This window comes from Marinobacter metalliresistant, assembly GCF_038098645.1.
Taxonomy (GTDB): domain Bacteria; phylum Pseudomonadota; class Gammaproteobacteria; order Pseudomonadales; family Oleiphilaceae; genus Marinobacter; species Marinobacter metalliresistant.
Genome location: NZ_CP101118.1, coordinates 107,824 through 125,626, shown reverse-complemented (window position 1 = coordinate 125,626; position 17,803 = coordinate 107,824). Strand labels below are relative to the sequence as shown.

At 51.9% G+C, this 17,803-nt stretch carries 21 protein-coding genes; 2 read left to right on the top strand and 19 right to left on the bottom strand.

Annotation, left to right across the window (positions count from 1 at the left end):
- Positions 1 to 153 precede the first annotated feature (153 nt).
- Positions 154 to 390 (top strand): addiction module protein, encoded by a 237-nt coding sequence (locus NLK58_RS00595; RefSeq protein WP_341581720.1) that lies wholly within the window; start codon positions 154 to 156, stop codon positions 388 to 390.
- A gap of 2 nt (positions 391 to 392) precedes the next feature.
- Positions 393 to 707, top strand: coding sequence for a hypothetical protein (locus NLK58_RS00590; RefSeq protein ID WP_341581718.1), 315 nt, complete (start codon positions 393 to 395; stop codon positions 705 to 707).
- Between the two features lie 232 nt (positions 708 to 939).
- On the opposite strand, the gene NLK58_RS00585 is transcribed toward NLK58_RS00590, so the two are convergent.
- From NLK58_RS00585 to NLK58_RS00500, 19 genes are all read right to left on the bottom strand, one after another.
- On the bottom strand, positions 940 to 1,179 hold the full coding sequence (locus NLK58_RS00585) for a nickel-binding protein (RefSeq protein ID WP_341581717.1): 240 nt from the start codon (positions 1,177 to 1,179) through the stop codon (positions 940 to 942).
- Between the two features lie 241 nt (positions 1,180 to 1,420).
- Positions 1,421 to 2,782 carry a Fic family protein gene (locus NLK58_RS00580; protein WP_341581716.1) on the bottom strand — a complete coding sequence of 454 codons (1,362 nt, stop codon included), beginning with the start codon at positions 2,780 to 2,782 and terminating at the stop codon, positions 1,421 to 1,423.
- A 206-nt stretch (positions 2,783 to 2,988) separates the two neighbouring features.
- On the bottom strand, positions 2,989 to 3,612 hold the full coding sequence (locus NLK58_RS00575) for a DUF2931 family protein (RefSeq protein WP_341581714.1): 624 nt from the start codon (positions 3,610 to 3,612) through the stop codon (positions 2,989 to 2,991).
- A 17-nt stretch (positions 3,613 to 3,629) separates the two neighbouring features.
- A complete protein-coding gene (locus NLK58_RS00570) occupies positions 3,630 to 5,492 on the bottom strand; it encodes a phospholipase effector Tle1 domain-containing protein (RefSeq protein WP_341581712.1) in 1,863 nt (620 codons plus the stop codon).
- Between the two features lie 903 nt (positions 5,493 to 6,395).
- Positions 6,396 to 7,013, bottom strand: coding sequence for a DUF2931 family protein (locus NLK58_RS00565; protein ID WP_341581711.1), 618 nt, complete (start codon positions 7,011 to 7,013; stop codon positions 6,396 to 6,398).
- On the bottom strand, positions 7,003 to 8,871 hold the full coding sequence (locus NLK58_RS00560) for a phospholipase effector Tle1 domain-containing protein (RefSeq protein ID WP_341581709.1): 1,869 nt from the start codon (positions 8,869 to 8,871) through the stop codon (positions 7,003 to 7,005). The genes NLK58_RS00565 and NLK58_RS00560 overlap by 11 nt, the downstream gene beginning before the upstream one ends.
- 221 nt (positions 8,872 to 9,092) lie before the next feature.
- The gene (locus NLK58_RS00555; protein WP_341581707.1) at positions 9,093 to 10,007 is read right to left on the bottom strand and encodes a reverse transcriptase domain-containing protein; all 915 of its coding nucleotides are present in this window, start codon (positions 10,005 to 10,007) and stop codon (positions 9,093 to 9,095) included.
- A gap of 28 nt (positions 10,008 to 10,035) precedes the next feature.
- Entirely contained in the window at positions 10,036 to 11,577 is a 1,542-nt protein-coding gene (locus NLK58_RS00550) for an IS3 family transposase (protein ID WP_341581705.1), read from the bottom strand.
- Positions 11,578 to 11,615: 38 nt separating this feature from the next.
- Positions 11,616 to 12,269: a reverse transcriptase N-terminal domain-containing protein gene (locus NLK58_RS00545; RefSeq protein WP_341581704.1), complete on the bottom strand. Its 654-nt coding sequence runs from the start codon at positions 12,267 to 12,269 to the stop codon at positions 11,616 to 11,618.
- Between the two features lie 257 nt (positions 12,270 to 12,526).
- Complete coding sequence (locus NLK58_RS00540; RefSeq protein ID WP_264756443.1) at positions 12,527 to 12,649, bottom strand: hypothetical protein; 123 nt, start codon at positions 12,647 to 12,649, stop codon at positions 12,527 to 12,529.
- A gap of 444 nt (positions 12,650 to 13,093) precedes the next feature.
- Positions 13,094 to 13,462, bottom strand: coding sequence for a hypothetical protein (locus NLK58_RS00535; RefSeq protein ID WP_341581703.1), 369 nt, complete (start codon positions 13,460 to 13,462; stop codon positions 13,094 to 13,096).
- A gap of 96 nt (positions 13,463 to 13,558) precedes the next feature.
- Positions 13,559 to 13,831, bottom strand: a complete 273-nt coding sequence (locus NLK58_RS00530) for a hypothetical protein (RefSeq protein WP_341581702.1) — start codon at positions 13,829 to 13,831, stop codon at positions 13,559 to 13,561.
- Positions 13,832 to 13,978: 147 nt separating this feature from the next.
- Entirely contained in the window at positions 13,979 to 14,446 is a 468-nt protein-coding gene (locus NLK58_RS00525) for a hypothetical protein (RefSeq protein WP_341581696.1), read from the bottom strand.
- A 97-nt stretch (positions 14,447 to 14,543) separates the two neighbouring features.
- On the bottom strand, positions 14,544 to 15,326 hold the full coding sequence (locus NLK58_RS00520; RefSeq protein WP_341581700.1) for a hypothetical protein: 783 nt from the start codon (positions 15,324 to 15,326) through the stop codon (positions 14,544 to 14,546).
- A 116-nt stretch (positions 15,327 to 15,442) separates the two neighbouring features.
- Positions 15,443 to 15,796, bottom strand: a complete 354-nt coding sequence (locus NLK58_RS00515; protein WP_341581698.1) for a hypothetical protein — start codon at positions 15,794 to 15,796, stop codon at positions 15,443 to 15,445.
- Positions 15,797 to 15,956: 160 nt separating this feature from the next.
- Positions 15,957 to 16,187 (bottom strand): DUF6429 family protein, encoded by a 231-nt coding sequence (locus NLK58_RS00510; RefSeq protein WP_144777380.1) that lies wholly within the window; start codon positions 16,185 to 16,187, stop codon positions 15,957 to 15,959.
- A 126-nt stretch (positions 16,188 to 16,313) separates the two neighbouring features.
- Entirely contained in the window at positions 16,314 to 16,658 is a 345-nt protein-coding gene (locus NLK58_RS20560) for a Rap1a/Tai family immunity protein (RefSeq protein WP_376788073.1), read from the bottom strand.
- 142 nt (positions 16,659 to 16,800) lie between these two features.
- Complete coding sequence (locus NLK58_RS00505; protein ID WP_341581696.1) at positions 16,801 to 17,268, bottom strand: hypothetical protein; 468 nt, start codon at positions 17,266 to 17,268, stop codon at positions 16,801 to 16,803.
- 97 nt (positions 17,269 to 17,365) lie between these two features.
- The gene (locus NLK58_RS00500) at positions 17,366 to 17,725 is read right to left on the bottom strand and encodes a DUF2750 domain-containing protein (protein ID WP_341581695.1); all 360 of its coding nucleotides are present in this window, start codon (positions 17,723 to 17,725) and stop codon (positions 17,366 to 17,368) included.
- Positions 17,726 to 17,803: the final 78 nt, after the last annotated feature.

Below are 17,803 nucleotides of genomic sequence, written 5' to 3'. Positions count from 1 at the left end.
GGGTCATTTAATCGGGATAGGGCGAGGCCTCACAGCCCCGCTCCCCCCACACCACCGGGCATACGGATCACGTACCACGGCGGTTCGGTTGATTGAGTTGTTAGGACTTTGGGATCGGGATAGCATTACGGTATCGCTACTCGCGGAGGCACCATGACTACCGAAACATTTAATCACCTACGCTCCCAGATTTCGCCCCTCTCCGAGGCGGAGCGTGCAGCGTTGGCTCGCGAGCTTATAATGAGCTTGGACGGCCCCCGTGACGACTCTGTTGAGCAAGCCTGGAATGATGAAATTATTCATCGTGTGTCCAAGGTCAAAAGCGGTAAGGCCACGCTGCTCAGCCGCGAAGAATTCCGAACAAAGATGCGAGCGAGGATAGGCATGTAACAGTGCGAATAGTAAGGATACTGGAAGAAGCGTCGCAGGAAGCGATAGAAGCTGCAGCATGGTACGAATCAGAGCAACCTGGACTTGGCGCCGAGTTTTCCGCTGCGGTTGATGCCACCATCGATGTTATTGAAGAAAACGTCATCCCTTTGTCACCCCTACCCCAAGAAGTCGGCGATACCGGTGCAAAACGACTGATTCTGGAGCGCTTCCCTTACGATATCGTCGCGATTGAGTTACCCGAAGAAGCCGTCGTAATTGCCGTTGCTCATCACTCCCGAAAGCCTGGCTACTGGCGGAAACGCAGTCAGTCCTAACGCTGATGGTAACCGGCGCCGGAGCGAAGCGGAGGGAACCAAAAGCGGCACGCTTTTGGCGTCCGGTTGACCGCCTTGAAACCAAGACTTCGATGAACCACTTAGCCCTTAGGCTGGAGAGACAGGCAAGCTAGGGAAGCCTATCCCGCCTCCGCTGAGCCAAAACGGGAACCTAAGCATTCTTGTTTCGGGTTCCGGAGCTATCTACGCGGATGCTGGCCAAGGGCCTCCGTCAGCTGCGGGTGGACTTTACTTCATGGACCCAGTCACACTCGATTCCGGCCTTCGCATGATGCTTGTGGATCGCTTCGGCGTTCGGGGCATCCAGCACGCAATAAATCTTGTTGTCCTTCTCGCTGAACAGGATGTCGTGGTGCGTGACCCCAAACTCGTCCGGGGGCGCGTTTTGAAACTTGTTTAGCTCGTCCGCCGTGAACGGCTTCATGGGATGTGCATCGATAAACTTTGGCATGGTTTTCTCCTCCTCCCGCCGAAGGCCTGAACCCGGAAATCAATGAGGAGCCTGTGCAGCTCAACTGCTCTATATCCGACCGGACCCAGGAGCGTTGGCGCAAAATCAGAAGCCGTCATTGGGGTAAGAAGGAGGTAATCGGCCATTTTACTTTAAACATTTCCGGGAAACGCCCTGTGCGGACCCGCATGCAGGGTGTTGTGGGGGCTGGGGGCTAGATACCCCCGGCTACCCGATTAGGCTATCCGTTCTTAATTATTTCAATCAAATTTGGCGGAGCAACAAAAACATCCGTTTTAGCGACTTTATACTTTCTCAAGAGTTTGAATTCGTCCGATAGAGCTAGCAAGTCTGTCCGTGCTGTTTGGTATGATACCCCATGCGAATTTTTATGGGATTTAATAGTATATTCTTGTCCTGGGTTATCTAGTGCATTTTTTAGCAAGCCAAGCTGCCTATGGTTTAAAGCACCACTTAGCTTTGATTTTTCCAATAATCTAGCGGCTTTTCTGTACTCACCAGTTTTATATGCAAGATAACTATGAAGATCTCTTATAGCTTTTTTTATAACCTCAAGCTGATGAATGATGAAGTATGTAACATCATTGCTATCAGTTTCCGTATGTAGGTAAGCATACATATACTGGGCTGGTGCCATTTTTATGACCCTAGATATGGAGATATACTCCATCAGCCAGTATCCTTCCCTCGCCATAATCCAATAAAAAAGTGCACGAGCCGTTCTACCGTTACCATCGACAAAAGGATGATCATAACCAATCATAAAATGAACGACGATTGCTTTTATGACTGGAGGAATAAACTGGTTTTCCTTATCACTTTCAGCATTTACAAAGTCACATATCATCTGGATCCGATCGTCCAGCTCGTCCGGCGATGGAGGAGTGTGAAGTAATTTTTCATCATGAGAATAGACTCTAATGTCATCATCCTTTCCGCGAAAAACACCTGACTTCTCAGAGTCCTCTTCTGAAAGAGAATCCTCAGTCACAATACTATGCAGCTCGAAAATCATTGATTTTGTGAGCAATTCATCCTTATATTCCCTGATGAAATTCATGGCATTGTAGTTATTAAGAATCATCTTTTCTGAATGATCCATCGGAGACCTACCCGTTCTAAGCATCTCCTTCGCTACCCTGCGAGTGGTGGAAGCACCCTCCAATTGGCTAGAATTAATAGCCTCTTCTATGAGCGAGTTAATGAGATAGGTCTGCTTGGTTTTAGGATCTGAGATTTTACTATCAGCTTGTATCGCTCCTGTGGCGTTTTCACTTATCCAGAGTATGTCTCTCATTACTGTATCTGGAATACAAAATTGAAACGGCTTTCCTCCCTTATCTCGAAAAGAAAGCTCTTTCGAAATTCTCGACCGGGAATCCCGCATTGCTAGCCAGTACAATTCGGCATCATACCCTTCGGGCATAGTGAGATGCCTGAGCTTATCCCAGTGCAGATAACGCCCTTTAGAATCACAAGGTCCGATGGACCTATCGAAAAGCTGCGCGATCTTGTCTCCGTCGCCGCTTCTAATAATTTCGACGAGTCTCTCTCGCGAGGGAGGAGTAACAGGAATTTTCATGCAATTCGCCTCAAATACTGATTTTTCCGAAATTAGTATACACCTCAACATACGAGCCATCTACTAACTTTTCAAAAATTAGTATAAGAGCCTGTTCTGTGGCTTAACGCCCGCCATCACCGGTGACAAAGCCGCAGCGAAGCGGAGGGTTTGGCATCCGGTGCATGGCATTGATATGTGGTGCCTGACTCATTGGCCTGAGGGACTCACCAACCTTCGTACCGTATTCCATTTTGTTGCAGGAAGTTCCCCTCTCTTTTGAGGTAACTTTCCGTCCGGCGAGTATAGTCCTCTCCTTCTTTTTTATGATCGTAAGGTTTTGCCTGATATCGCCCAACCTCAATGGCATTTTCCCCACGATTCATGATCCAGAGCACCACAGTGCCGCCCGGTGCCAACCCAAAAACAAGGTTATGCCGGGGGCGTTCAACAACTTCTCCAAACCGTTCGAATGGGGCTACTTCCTTCATCATTTCTGCAATCTCACCAGGATTTTCGAGTTTGATCACGGCCTCGTAGGACTGCTGCTCCGCGAAGGAAAACCATCGGATAAGAAATAGCTCCGGGATTGTCTGCCACTTTGCCCGGGAGAGCGGAGAGCTTTTCCAGCAACAAGAAACAATTCCAAAAGGGCGGCGCCAACCCATATCCTCCGACAGGGACTCAATAAAGAACTTATCCACCCAGACATCGTAATGCCTAGGTGCCACAACACCGATACTCCGATAAGTCGAGTCGGGACCTGGCTTTGATCCTTCGGAGGCTGTCTGCTCCGAGCACCCTGACAGCATAAGAAGGCATACAATGAGCACAAGGTTTTGCATCTTCATGGCGTTTCCCCTTTTGCTCACTTGGTCTTGTTTGGATGGACAACACGTCGACCATATTTGGCCGGCTGGAAAGGATATAGCGGCCCAAGTCTAAGGTAATGATCGGAATGGTGAATATAGCGTTGCTTCAGCAGCGCCCTGGATTCTGGGTTCATCAGCAATTCGCTGCCATGCCATACGTGGGCGGCGAGGTTTCTTGCGACGGTTATTAACTCACCTGGAAGAGAAAGTGACGAGTCTTCAGGATCAATTACATCAAAAGGTACACCTGCATCAACCGCTAACTTGTGCATCAGGTAAAGCGGAATTCGGGAATATTCGCCCCGAACTTCTCGATCCAGCCACAGGCGAAGCGTGACATCTCCGCCAGGCAAACCACGTTGGCGCTCCTGTTCTGTCTCCAGCGTAGCAAGCGGATTCAGTGGCCCAATCCAGCCCTCGCTTTTAATCAGTGCCCGCTCCTGCAACATGCGCGAAAATTCGAAGCTCGCTTCGGGATTGCGGCGGTCCTTTCCTTTGGCCACCAACGGCGGACGGACTTCGACACGCTCATGAAAGCGATCAGGGTATCCACCGCCAATATCGGAATGAGCACCCGGCAACACCCATTCGCTAAAATGTTCAGGTAAGTTTCCAGATTCGTTTCGCAGGCTGTTCAGTGAAAAGTTGTGTCGACGTTCATCTCGGGCAGCAAATTGCACGGCTCGCTCGACGTGCTCCGGTTTTACGTTCACATTGACGCGCCCCGTATCGGCATCGTGCGCAGAAAAATCGAGATTATCTAAGTCGGCAACCGCAGCAACAGTGTCAAATAGCCCTAGAAAACGGACAGTAACCTTATTCGGCCAGGGAATTCCCTCCCGCTCGAAGGCCTTGACCAACCTACCTTTATACTCGCCGTATAAAGAGCCGGTGGTGTCATAGATCTCTCGGCTGACGAAATGCCGGGCGGTGGCCGCCCCACGGCTGAAGCCAAAGACGTCAAGGACCAGTTCGCCGATAGGTTCCTTAACGAGTTCACCAATCGCAAGCGCCAATTCTCTGGAACCTTCGTCTATCTTTTTGAGGATGCCCTGTTCGCCAAGGCCAAGCCCCATGCTCGGACCGTCATCAGGCTCACTTGATTTTGTACCCACACCAGGCACATAGGCCGACAAGGTAACTATAACGTCGCCATTCTCGCCTTGGGCCTCAGTTCGCTGATACAGATTCTCAAGCTTGGACACATTGGTTTCGGCATTGAGGTAGCTACCACCCATAATCTGCGACAGTTCGCTGCTGCACTCTTCTTCTGAGATAGCTCCGGCGGCATTTGCCGTCAGGCACTCATCCATTTGCTGCTGATAGGTTTGGGTGTTGTTACGGTTGTTGCCGGTGCCATCGAAAAAGATGCCAGCCTCGACCCGAATTTTGGGACGCTCTTCTTCTGACGAGTCATCTGGTGATTTGTCCGGCAAGCCCTCGTCAATCAGGGCGCCTTTCTGGGCGGCCCGCCGCACAAACTCCTGCGGATCTTTATCCAGCAGCTCTTTGGCGGCAGGGGTAAGCTGCCCTTTGTCATCCAATGCCCCAGATATGGCAAAATCCACTACGGGTGCGGTAGTTGTGGCAACGCCAAGTATTACTCGCTGATTACCACTGACAATAGACCCCCCATGACTCGTGGGACTGCCAAGGTAGGCCACCGGCATACCATCGGCCAACGCCAACGGATAGCCTTGGGTAATGACAGCACCGCAGCCAGTAACATCACCAACTCGGGCAATGGGTTTACCTTCAACAAGGATACTGGAGCCATTTGGCATGATGGGGGAAGAGCCGTGCCCTTTGATCGGGCAGACGTGCATGTCGCCAACACAGGCGGCAATCAGATTGCTCATAGCCAGAGTTCCTTTCTATTAAGGGGTAGCTTCCTGGCTACCCGTGATTAATCAATGTTCAAAACCCGTGAGTGTAGCATGGTTGGCACCACATAACGAAAGAGGTTAAGCGGCCCTGGCGCCAGCCAGGGTCCGACTTAACGTGTGGTGTACGCCCAGCATGGGCATGAACTAATGGGGTGAAAGTCCCCTGTGGGAAGATCTGAGGTCAGCCGGTTTTACCCGATTGAACGCTAACCACTAGCGAATGGCAAGGGCCAACCCGTGAGGGGCGGTCTGGAGGAAGCCGCTAGCAAAACTGCGAGCTGATGAACAAGAACATCATATGAGGCGTAGGCCGGAGGCGAGTTGGCACCAGACGACGAAGCCACGTGATCTAACGGCCACCGTAAATGATGCAGTTGTGCAGTGACAGTGCATGCTCTTATCTGGGGCGGTCCGACGCATCGGGATCTGCTCAACGAGCGATCGGTTAATTACCAGTCAGGCCACTGGTCGATCAAGCCTGGGCGCAGCCGTTGCCATCGGCGGTTGCGAGCGAACAAGGTGGACACCGATAGCGCCGCTGGGGGTAACCCCACCAGTGATTGAGCAGAAGTCAGCAGACGGCATAGTAGCCAAATGCCCAGCGTAATGGCTGGGACACGGTGAAGGCCTGAACCCGGAAATCAATGAGGAGCCTGTGCAGCTCAACTGCTCTATATCCGACCGGACCCAGGAGCGTTGGCGCAAAATCAGAAGCCGTCATTGGGGTAAGAAGGAGGTAATCGGCCATTTTACTTTAAACATTTCCGGGAAACGCCCTGTGCGGACCCGCATGCAGGGTGTTGTGGGGGCTGGGGCTAGATACCCCCGGCTACCCGATTATGTGGTGCCTGACTCCCAGGCTATCAGGACATGCGCCTACCAGCCATCCAGTTTGATCCCGTTTTCCCGGAGATATTCGCCTTCTTTTTCCAGATATTCATCTACCCATTGAGAATAATCTGACTTCTCGTTGGTGAACGGTGTGGCCTCGTATCGCCCCACCTCAATCGCATTTTCCGCCCCGTTCATAATCCAGACAACTACCGTGCCGCCCGGTGCCAGGCCAAATACAAGGTTGTAACGAGGAACCTCAAAATTCTTTCCGTAACGCTCATAGGGAGCGATTTCTTTCATTTTCTCCTCAATTTCGCGGGCATTCTCAAGCTGGATCAACGCCCGGTAAGATTGCTGTTCGGCAAACGAGAACCACTTGATAAGCACCAGTCCCGGCATCGCCTGCCACTCCGCGCTCTTGCCAGAGGGGTGTTCCCAGCAGCAGGTGATTATCCCAATGGGTGCTCGCCAACCGATTTCCCCCGACACAGATTCCAGGATTAAAGTCTCGACCCACGCATCGTAATGCTGGGGCACCACAACAGAGATACTTCGGTAAGTCGGGTCGGGGCCATACGCTGGCCCTTCCGATTCACTCTGATCCGAACACCCCAGCAACACCAGGACACAGAAGCTAATGGCAAGCGACTTAATACTCATGGTACTCCCCCTCTGCCCATTGCCCCTTATTCGGATGCACAGTTCGGCGGCCATACTTGCCGGGTCTGAAAGGGTACAACGGGCCGAGCCGCAAGTAATGATCGGAATGGTGGATATATCGCTGTTTCAGTAACGCTCTGGATTCCGGTGTCATCAATAGCTCACTGCCATGCCACACATGGGCGGCGAGATTTCTGGCGACGGTCATTAATTCTTGCGGTAGAGAAAGGCCGTCCACTTCTGGGTTGATAGATTGGAAAGGCACACCAGCATCCACCGCCAACTTGTGCATTAGATACAGCGGAATACGGGAATATTCACCACGAACCTCGCGGTCCAGCCAAAGGCGAAGCGTGATGTCTCCGCCCGGCAAACCGGGTGGGCGCTCCTGCTCGATATCCAATGTGGCGAGTGGGTTCAGCGGCCCGATCCAGCCTTCGTTTTTGATCAGTGCACGTTCCTGCAACATGCGCGAAAATTCGAAACTGGCTTCGGGATTGCGGCGATCTTTCCCTCTGACTACCAGAGGTGGGCGCACCTCGACACGCTCATGAAAGCGATCCGGGTAACCACCGCCAATATCGGAATGGGCACCAGGCAGCGTCCATTCGCTGAAGTGGTCGGGCAAGTTGCCGGACTCACCCCGAAGACTGTTGAGTGAAAAGTTGTGGCGGCGCTCATCCCGTGCCGCAAACTGAACAAGCCGTTCGGCATGCTCCGGCCTCAGGTTGACGTTGATGCGTCCGGTTTCTGCATCGTGTGCTGAAAAGTCCAGATTGCCGAGATCGGCAATCCCCGCAACGGTATCGAACAGACCTACAAAGCGAACGGTGATCTTCTTCGGCCAAGGAATGCCCTGCTGTTTAAACGCGGCGGCCAGCGCACCGCCTTCATCCTGAACTTCCCGGCTGATGAAATGCCGGGCCGTGGCCGCGCCACGGCTGAAACCGAAAACGTCGAGAATCAATTCGTCGATGGGGGCGCTAACATAGTCACGAACATCAGTCGCCAAATCGCCGGACCCTTCGGCAATTTTCTTGAGTATGCCTTGCTCACCAAGTCCAAGCCCCATGCTGGGACCATCATCCGATTCGCCGGACTTGGTGCCAACACCGGAAACGTAGGTCGAGATGCGGTGAGCTTCCTTCCATTCCTCACTCTGGAATTGACCCTGCTGATACATTCGCTCCAGCTTGGAGACATTGGTTTCCGCACTGAGGTAACTGCCTTCCATCACCTGCGACAGTTCGGCACTGCACTCGTCCTCGGAGATGGCCCCAGCCGCATTGGCCGTAAGACATTCGTCCATCTGTCGCTGGTACGTCTGTGTGTTATCGCGGTTGTTGCCGGTGCCATCGAAAAAGATGCCAGCCTCCACCCGGACCTTAGGACGGTTCTCTTCTTCGGGCGAATCCTCTGGCGATTCGTCAGAAACACCTTCGTCAATCAATGCGCCTTTCTGAGCAGCTTTGCGTACAAACTCCTGTGGATCTTTGTCCAGCAATTCTTTAGCGGCAGGAGTAAGCTGGCCTTTGTCATCCAGTGCGCCCGCCATGGCAAAATCCACAACCGGTGCAGTATTGGTGGCGACGCCCAAAAGCACCCGTGGATTGCCGCTGACAATGGAACCGCCATGGCTGGTCGGGCTGCCAAGGTACGCCACAGGCATACCATCGGCCAACGCCAATGGATAGCCCTGGGTAATGACAGCGCCGCAACCGGTGACATCACCCACTCGGGCAATCGGTTTGCCTTCAACGAGGATGCTGGAGCCGTTTGGCATGATGGGGGAAGAGCTGTGCCCTTTGATCGGGCAAACGTGCATGTCGCCGACGCAGGCGGCAATCAGATTGCTCATAGCCAGAGTTCCTTTCTGTGATGAGTAGCGTCCGGGCTACCCGTGGTTAAACATTGTTCAAAACCCGCGATTTTAGCATGATTGGCACCAAACCTGGTAGCTAAGGGCCTTCCGGCCCTTCGCCCCATAAGAACTGTACGTGATAGTTTCCCATCATACAGCTCAAGCCCTTTAAAGGCCGCCCAGGCGACCCACCTATTCACATCCAATAACGCATCCATTCAGGCGGCCAGTTTCTCGTAGGACGAGCTGTTCAAGAAGACTCGGTCCCGGCGCGCGTGCATTCGCTGCCTTGCGGTTCTCGCCTTATAGTAGTCGCTGTCGGCCAGGTCATAAGGATTGGCGTCACTGCGAACTTTGCTGTGATACCGGATCGGTAAGTCTCCAGCCTTGAACAAGCGTATGAGTTTCATGCCCGATGTTGTCGGGTAGTGGCACCCATACTCTATGCGACCCTTGAAGCAACCCCGGTAGCGTTTCCTTATCCATGCCCACGTCTTGGATCGGTGTTCCCGTTGTAGCCACTTTTTCACCAGTGGGTAGATCCTGTCATCGACGTAACTCAGGCGTTGTTTCGCTACCACGTGTCGGTACGCATAGGCCCAGCCCCGGATCACGGCATTGAGTTTGGCCAGCAGAGCATGGAAGGGGATGCCTCGGTATTTCTTTAACACCCCTCGCACTTTCGCCAGCACTTCTCCGGTCTTGCCGTCCTCGGGCTGGATCAGCAGGGTTTTCCGGTACTTCTTGAAGTGAAAGCCCAGAAAGTTGAAACCCTGATCAATATGACTTAAACGTGTTTTCTCTACTGACAACTGTAGCCCACGCTCCGCCAGAAAGCGCTCGACCTTGGGCCGGACTTCGTGCTCCAGAATGGCGGGGGTGGTCCCGGTGATGATAAAGTCGTCCGCATATCGAATGATATGCAGTTTGCTGCGCCCCTGACTGCGGGACGCCGGCACAACCAGATCTTCCAGGCCATCCAGTGTCATGTTGCAGAGGGTGGGCGAGATAATGCCACCTTGCGGGGTGCCGTCTTCCGTCTCGTAGCGTGCTTCCTTGTCCAAGTACCCCGATTTAAGCCACTGCCCTAACACCCGCCTGGGCAGCGGGATATGCGTCACGTCGTCTGTCAAGGTAGTTGGCACCTGATTCAGTTGGGCTCTAATGAGCCACGCATTGTTCTTTAACAGTTTGCTCTTCTGGTAATGGATTCAACCACACAGCTCCGATCGGCTCACAGTTCCGGATGCTGGTTGACCAGCGGCCAGGGTTCTTTTCTCTGGCCTTTAGCAAGGTGATCTTTCGGCGTGCCAGTATGTCAGCGTCTTTGCCTGCATGGCGGTCTGCCGGTGTCACATAGCGGATAGCGCTGTGACGGTGTTCTTCGTTATACCAGCCGATGAACTTCCTTACCCAGTCACGTGCCAGCTCCAGGTTCTCAAAGCCTTCAGGCGGGTATCCCGGACGCTGCTTGGTGGTGCCGAACAGCGATTCGATATAGGCGTTGTCGTTAGACACACGCGGCCGGCTGTAGGACGGCGTGACACCCAGTTTCTCGAACGTCGCCGGTAACGTGCCACCTTTCATGGCACTGCCATTGTCCGAATGCACCACCGGTGGGTTGTTGATACAGCCTTCACGGAGCAGCGCTTTGCGCAGCACGATTTCACTATTGGCGGCGCTTTCTGCATCGAAGACTTCGGCACCCACGATCTTGCGGCTGTAGACGTCGAGCATGAAGTACAGATAAAAGAATTGACCCCGAACCATAGACTTTAAGTAAGTCACGTCCCAGCACCAGACCTGATTCGGTCTGGTTGCCTCGTGCCGGCGTGGCGGGCCCACTCGTCCGGATGATCGTGTGCCCCGGCGATGGTTCTCATTGTGTTCGGTCAGAACGCGATAAAATGACGATTCTGAGGCGATGTACCAGCCATGGTCATCCAGCAACAGCGGCACGACCTGAGACGGTGGCAGACTGGCGTAATCGGACTGGTGGCAAACGGCCAGGATCATGGCTTTCTCCATTGCGGTCAGTGCATGAGGCGGTGTGTGTTTTGGTGCGCTTGGCCGGCCATCCTCATCACCGGCTTTCCAGCGGCGATAGGTGTTGGTGCCAATGCCCAGCTCGGCACAAGCGCTTTTCAGGCGCGCGCCATCCACACGGGCCTCATCAACCAGCTCTAAGGCATGCTGGCGATCTCGGGTGCTGGTCAGTCGTCCTCGTCCCCCAGATCGCCTGGGCCTTTTTCGCAGGGCCAACAGCGCGGCTGTTTCAGCCAGGGCGGCGTCTTTACGCTTCAGTTCGCGTTCAAGTTGCCGGGTGCGTTTTTTCTCCTGCTTGACCGCTTCACGAGAGCGTTTTTCGACCTTTTCATCGCGATCATTGGCGATTTCACAACTCTGGCGCCAGCGTCGAATCTGCTCGGGATAAACGCCCCGTTTGCGACAATACTCATTCAACTCGGACTCGCTCAGTGCGGCGGTCTCAAGCACGGCATTGAACTTATCGCGAGAACTCCAACCTTCCGGATCTGAACCGTGATCTGGCAGTAACTGTCCATTTTTCCGAGCTTCGTTTCGCCAGTTGTAAAGAGTGGCATCGGAAATACCTTCTTCCTCTGCCACTACGGCAACTGGCCGGTTATTAGGTGGCAGTAACTTTTTAAGAATGGCTTCGCGACGCTCCGGTGAATATTTCATGAAAACCTCTGTCTCTCGCCCCACTTTATTGAGAGAGTCTAACATCGGGTGGGGTTCCAACTACCTTGACAGAGGGGGGTCAACAACCAGTCATGACTGATGCGGTCGAAGCAGGCTTTGATGTCTGCCTCCAGAACCCACTGGGCCGCGGTTTTCTGGGCCAGTATAATGAAGCCCTGTTTGCAAGCATCGTGCAGGCTGCGTTTTTCCCTGAAACCGTAAGAGTGTTTGTCTCCCGTGGTTTCCGCAATGGGGTTAAGCCCAAGAGCATAGAGGGCTTGCATCGCCCGGTCATGAAGGGTGGGTATCCCCAAAGGACGGCGGTCACCGTTCTTTTTCGGGATATAGATCCGGCGCAGTGGTTGCGCCTGATAACCGGCTGTCCTTAGTTGTTGCGCCGCCCGCCAGTATTGCCCGGGAGCGGTCCACCGCTCTCCGTCAACACCTGCCGTGCGGCTTCCTTTATTGGATATGACCCGTCTGACGGCGATCAGCTTTGCCGCAAACGAGCGCGATAGCAGATGTTGCAGGGCTCGCGCCTTACCCCACCGCTGCTCGCGGATAGATTTTGCGATACGCACTTGCAGTCGATACACGCGCTTTTCCATCGCCGGCCAGTCTATGGACTGCCAGCGTTGGGCGTCGGTTGAAGGTGCACTCGCCGTGGCGGCGATCATTTGTCGTTCCTTCATGAAATCGATTCTGTCAGCTCTCTCGCAACAAAGCACCGAGGGGACGTGGGCTCACTTTCGTGCCGGACAAAGTTCGAATCCGTATGCCTCCCATTACAGGAAACCCTTCGCTTTTTCCCCCATCTCATCGACGCAGAGTCACCGGCTCCCTTACGGGTTACCTTCTTCCTCCCTGAAGGCTCTACGACATTGCCATGTTCTGCATAAGCACCTTTACGAGCGACGTAGATGGAATCTGTATCCCGGCAATGCGGTGTCTACGCGCCGCCCACGTTATCAAGGCGACGACCGAGATTGCTTACCTTTTGGTGACTGCCTGTCAGCGCCTTTGGCAGATCTGGCATCTCACGGAACGTCAACGATTCTTCACTTACGTTCATCCTATCGCTCCATCCTAGCCCCCGACCGCCTGGCACTGGCAGTTCCGATTCCCCTCACGGTTCCTCTTAACAGGGTTCATTGTCCCCAACGCTTCATACCAAATCCGTTTCGCATGGTGGGTAGGATACTGGTGGTAGAACACCAGGTTGCGCTTTCGAGTACTTCTCTGTTGGGTGGGCCAATGGTGCGCAGAGCCAACAACTACGAAAATAACTCGAATTACAACATATACTTATGCAACTTCATGTCGCAAATAACGCGCGCAGCATGCGCGGCTTTGGAATGGAGGCGAAGCCGCAATGGAAAAGCCGTCGCCGTGCCTGCGATTGTTAGGGCATCGCGCTCAATGTCTCGTGGCCACCTCCGACAAATTCCAGAAAAGGCGCGACGAAAAAGCGCCCGACGACCGTTGGAAGCGAAATTAATGGCACTTTTAAAAAAATTTAATGACATATGGCTGTAGAATAAGACTCTCCTTTACTATCTACCTGTCTGACTGATAGAAAGGCAATACTGAAATTTTTAGCTATGCTTTTCATCTCAGGAGTACATACTAACGCACTCCACTTTTTTGTAAGTGATAAATTCTTCTCTCTTGGACTGGAGAGTCTAGCAAGCTCCATAGTATCGGGGACTCTAACTTCTACCACATAATTATTGGTCGTGGTTTCAAATACACGAATCAATTTCAATTCTGGGTGCTTCTCAGTGAGATTCATAATTGAATCTTCGATTTGTTTTTGTGCTGAATCAACTGCATTTGCAAAACCACACACAAAAAAGATAGCTATTGCCCATACTAATTTTCGCATCGATTAACCCTCATTTTTTTTATGCTGACAGCCAATTTAGTTACGCTAAAAAGTTTATAGTCGCCTCAGTTTAATAGTTATTTGCCCCTAAGATTATCAGTCTCCGTCATTATTTAATATTTTTTGCATTCTAAACGCATATTCGCGCTCCAGAAAAAGATAGACAAGGCAGCAGTCGCCGAATTCACGTTGGAGCTCAGATTGACGCACAGGGTGGTTGCCATATCGAAACGTTTTACCCGCATTTGCAGTGTTCACGATTTGGTAAACTCCATAACTCTTTGGACAGGTGAGGCGCCCATCGTATTTCATGTCATTACAGGAAACTGCTTTCTGCTCCAATGCCTGTATCACTTGCTTTCTGCCCATGAGTTCTACCCCTGATACTGAGCGATCTGCCACCGTTTTAGCTTCATTTCACCCTCCCTAACGCTTTTGTTCAGCGGCAGCCTTGGCAGAGCGAAGCGGCGACAAGGCTGTCCGGTGGAGGGCCTTCAGGCCCGGAACGAACTGGAACTATTGGTTAGAATTTTTCATCATCCAGGTCCTCTGGGCATACTCAAGCGTAGCCCTAATCCAACATGCCTCTACCAACGCGATGACGCCGAAAAGGAGAATGCCGGTGAAGCTCAAAAGCATTTCACGGCTGTAGTCGAAAATTAGCCACAGCATGAATACTGAGATGAAGATACCTGCAGTTATCCGCAAAATGCCAAGGAACGACGAGGCCATTTCGTAAAGAACTTCAGATACGAATCTGTGAAATTTCCGGAGTGCGTCGCTGTGAAATAGGAAGCGCCACTCAAGGTAGGAGACCACGATAAAAAGACCAAACCCTACCATGCTGTAAATCATGATCCATTTGTGGGTCATCATGCTTTTTGTAAGCTCTGTTAGCAATTCGACGCCGCCACTAGCGTAAGCGAGAAAAGCGGGGAATGCCGCCAACAGAATGGAAATCCAAAATTCCTTTTTCAGCTTCAAACTCTAACTCCCTGAGAAATTCTAACGCCCGCAGCATGCGCGGCTTTGGAATGAAGGCGAAGCCGCAATGGAAAAGCCGTCGCCGTGCCTGCGATTGTTAGAGCGACTCAGCATAGTTCCACCCTTTATTGGTAAGCTCGAAAATCTCGCGCTTTGAGCCCTTTGGTTTGACATACCCTTGTACCTCGAGCTCTTCCAAAGCCGACTCATACAATGCATATGATTTGGCATCTTGATCACCAAAAACCGAATCACCAGCATTGATCGATTTCCCGCTGAATGTATTTGGTGCCAATATAGTCCCTGTTTTATTTTTGGCCGCCGCTTTAATCAAGCTAATGGATTCTTTGCTCAATACATCTGGATTGACAGACCCTCCCTTGGACTTCACCTGTGAGCTCAATTCATCTCGCTCAGCTCTTAATGCCGCCAGTTCGCTTACCAAACGTTTTTTGACTTCTTCATCTTCAATCGTCGCTATTTCCTCATCGCGCCTTGCTCGCTCAATTAACTCCTCCTCCTTCTGTCCAAATAACTCAGACCGAGCCTGTTCCAGTTGAGTTTGGAGAATCGTTCTTTGATGATCCGCATTGAGTTGGAGTCGATCACGCATTGCAAACGGCTTCTGGGAGAGATGCTCGAAGACGTATCTCGACCAAGGCGTCAAAATGGCTAAGATCGCACCAGCGAGAAGCGGAAAAACAAGTGCAGTCCAATAACTGGTTTCTTGCTCAAATGCCGCAATCCGCTCATTGGCTGGTGCATCTAGCATTAAGAGCAAAAATATGGCGCGCCAATTTAGAACCAAGAAGGCTAAAATGGAATAGCCGAAATAAGGGGCTTGAATCCTTGTTGTTACTGCATCCAAAAATTCTTTCATGGCAGATTTAAGACAACCTCGAGTATGGCTCTAACGCCGTTCAGCACGCGCGGCTACGGAATGGAGGCGAAGCCGCAATGTAGTAGACGTCGCCGTGACTGGCTTGGTTATACGTTTCACAGGTTGGTCTCTTCTAGCCAGTATTGCCGATCATTCGGATTAAATACTTCTTGGACAACATTTTCCTTCTTATCATCGTCAAACACGATACGCTCTATTCGCTTGCCAATCAGCTCAGACACTCTTTGGCATTCTGCCGCGAGGAAGCTCTCAGCGTCGTCGCTGAATTTATACTCGGGAGACTCCCACGCTCTGAATCGGTCAATGTCGCCGATCGAATGCTTGATACACAGGAACATTGCAGCCTTTGTACAGGATACGTTGTGCCCATCGAGAGGGAATTTCGACTCTCCTGGAACAACGCACGCCTCAATTTTGTAGGCAGCGCTGAATTGGCGATGGCGTTTCAAGCATTCCTCAGTTGAGTGGTGCCGCCCGAAAAACCTTCCTAGCATGAGCACCTCGTATAACGCTGATGGTAACCGGCGCCGGAGCGCAGCGTAGGGAACCAAAAGCGATAAGCTTTTGGCGTCCGGTTGACCGCTTGGTTAAAAGGCCTGCCATCCAAGTTCAAGAGCCCTTGGTGAAAAGTTTCTGGAACAGACGCTCTGACTCTTTTAGACCGCCCTCTGTGAACAGGACAGACTTAGCCTTACCAACCGGGTTCTCAATGAGACCCTTTTCATGAAGCCTATTCATGGCATCCCAATCAAAGGATTTCCACGCCCGACCGCCATCATGCAAAGTCAGGTATAGCAAAGCCAATACGGCCTCATCGATTTTCTCTTCATCAATCTCCATGGCTCATCCTCTGGTGATGTGCCCTTTTAACGCAGAGCGCACCGGTGGCCTTTACAGAGCGAAGCGGCGTAAAGGGCATCCGTGTGCCGCGTTTTGTTAAAGGCTGAAATAGCCCAGTAAGACACTCTATTTACAAGGAAAAGCTTCACTGAACGCATTCATAGTAAGGATTGACTGGAGTCTATTTAGTTCAGAAGGATTTGCTTTCAGGTATTGAACCAAGACCCTAACCTTTTGGCCTAAAGGCACATCGGGTGGCACACAAAAGAAGCCCTCCTTCTCGCCTCCAGATACCGCTGCGTGAACAGTATTGAAGTCCGACGCTCCTGTTACATAACCAACACATGCACCTGCAGAAAATCCATCTGACCCGTCTCCACTGCGATCCAGTACCCGCAAAAAGGCTGAACAACTGCTCAACAGAGCATTCCCATCACCAAGCACTCGAGAGGCACTAACGTTCCCACTCATTCCTATCAGCAGCAGCAAAAATATCCAACATACTCGATGCATAATTTCCCCTTTAACGCTTTTGTTCAGCGGCAGCCTTGGCAGAGCGAAGCGGCGACAAGGCTGTCCGGTGGAGGGCCTTCAGGCCCGGAACGAACTGGAACTATTGGTTAGAATTTTTCATCATCCAGGTCCTCTGGGCATACTCAAGCGTAGCCCTAATCCAACATGCCTCTACCAACGCGATGACGCCGAAAAGGAGAATGCCGGTGAAGCTCAAAAGCATTTCACGGCTGTAGTCGAAAATTAGCCACAGCATGAATACTGAGATGAAGATACCTGCAGTTATCCGCAAAATGCCAAGGAACGACGAGGCCATTTCGTAAAGAACTTCAGATACGAATCTGTGAAATTTCCGGAGTGCGTCGCTGTGAAATAGGAAGCGCCACTCAAGGTAGGAGACCACGATAAAAAGACCAAACCCTACCATGCTGTAAATCATGATCCATTTGTGGGTCATCATGCTTTTTGTAAGCTCTGTTAGCAATTCGACGCCGCCACTAGCGTAAGCGAGAAAAGCGGGGAATGCCGCCAACAGAATGGAAATCCAAAATTCCTTTTTCAGCTTCAAACTCTAACTCCCTGAGAAATTCTAACGCTTGCCATAAGCGGCGGCTGAAAGCCGTCCGGTGGAGGGCCATCGGCCCGGAACAACCTTAATGGCCTGGTTAGGTGTTGTTGCGCACAGCTTCGACATTTTCCCGCAACTCGAATGGTTGAATATCAAAGCCTGTGGCAAGTTCGCCAGACCAATTTATACCTGCCAGAAGCCCATCTCTGGAAAGCCCAGGAACCCATCGCTCACAGAAATCCGCCCAAGAAATGGCCACAGGTTCAAAATCTTTGTAGGCGCTTACATTGTCGATTAGCAGTTGGGCTCGAGATTGGGAGGACCAGAATGGCATTGCTCGCGTCCCCTCCGATCCGCGTGGAGCTGGAAAGCCACCACTATCCTTAATGCCCCAAACAATGCCGCTCTCGGCAACTTCTTTATAAAACTGCGAGGCTTGCACAGAATAAGTACTCATATGCACCTAACGCTTGGCTTTGCGGCGCGCCGGAGCGCCAGCGTAGGTGCGTCCGACAACAGCCACTTGTTAGGCGTC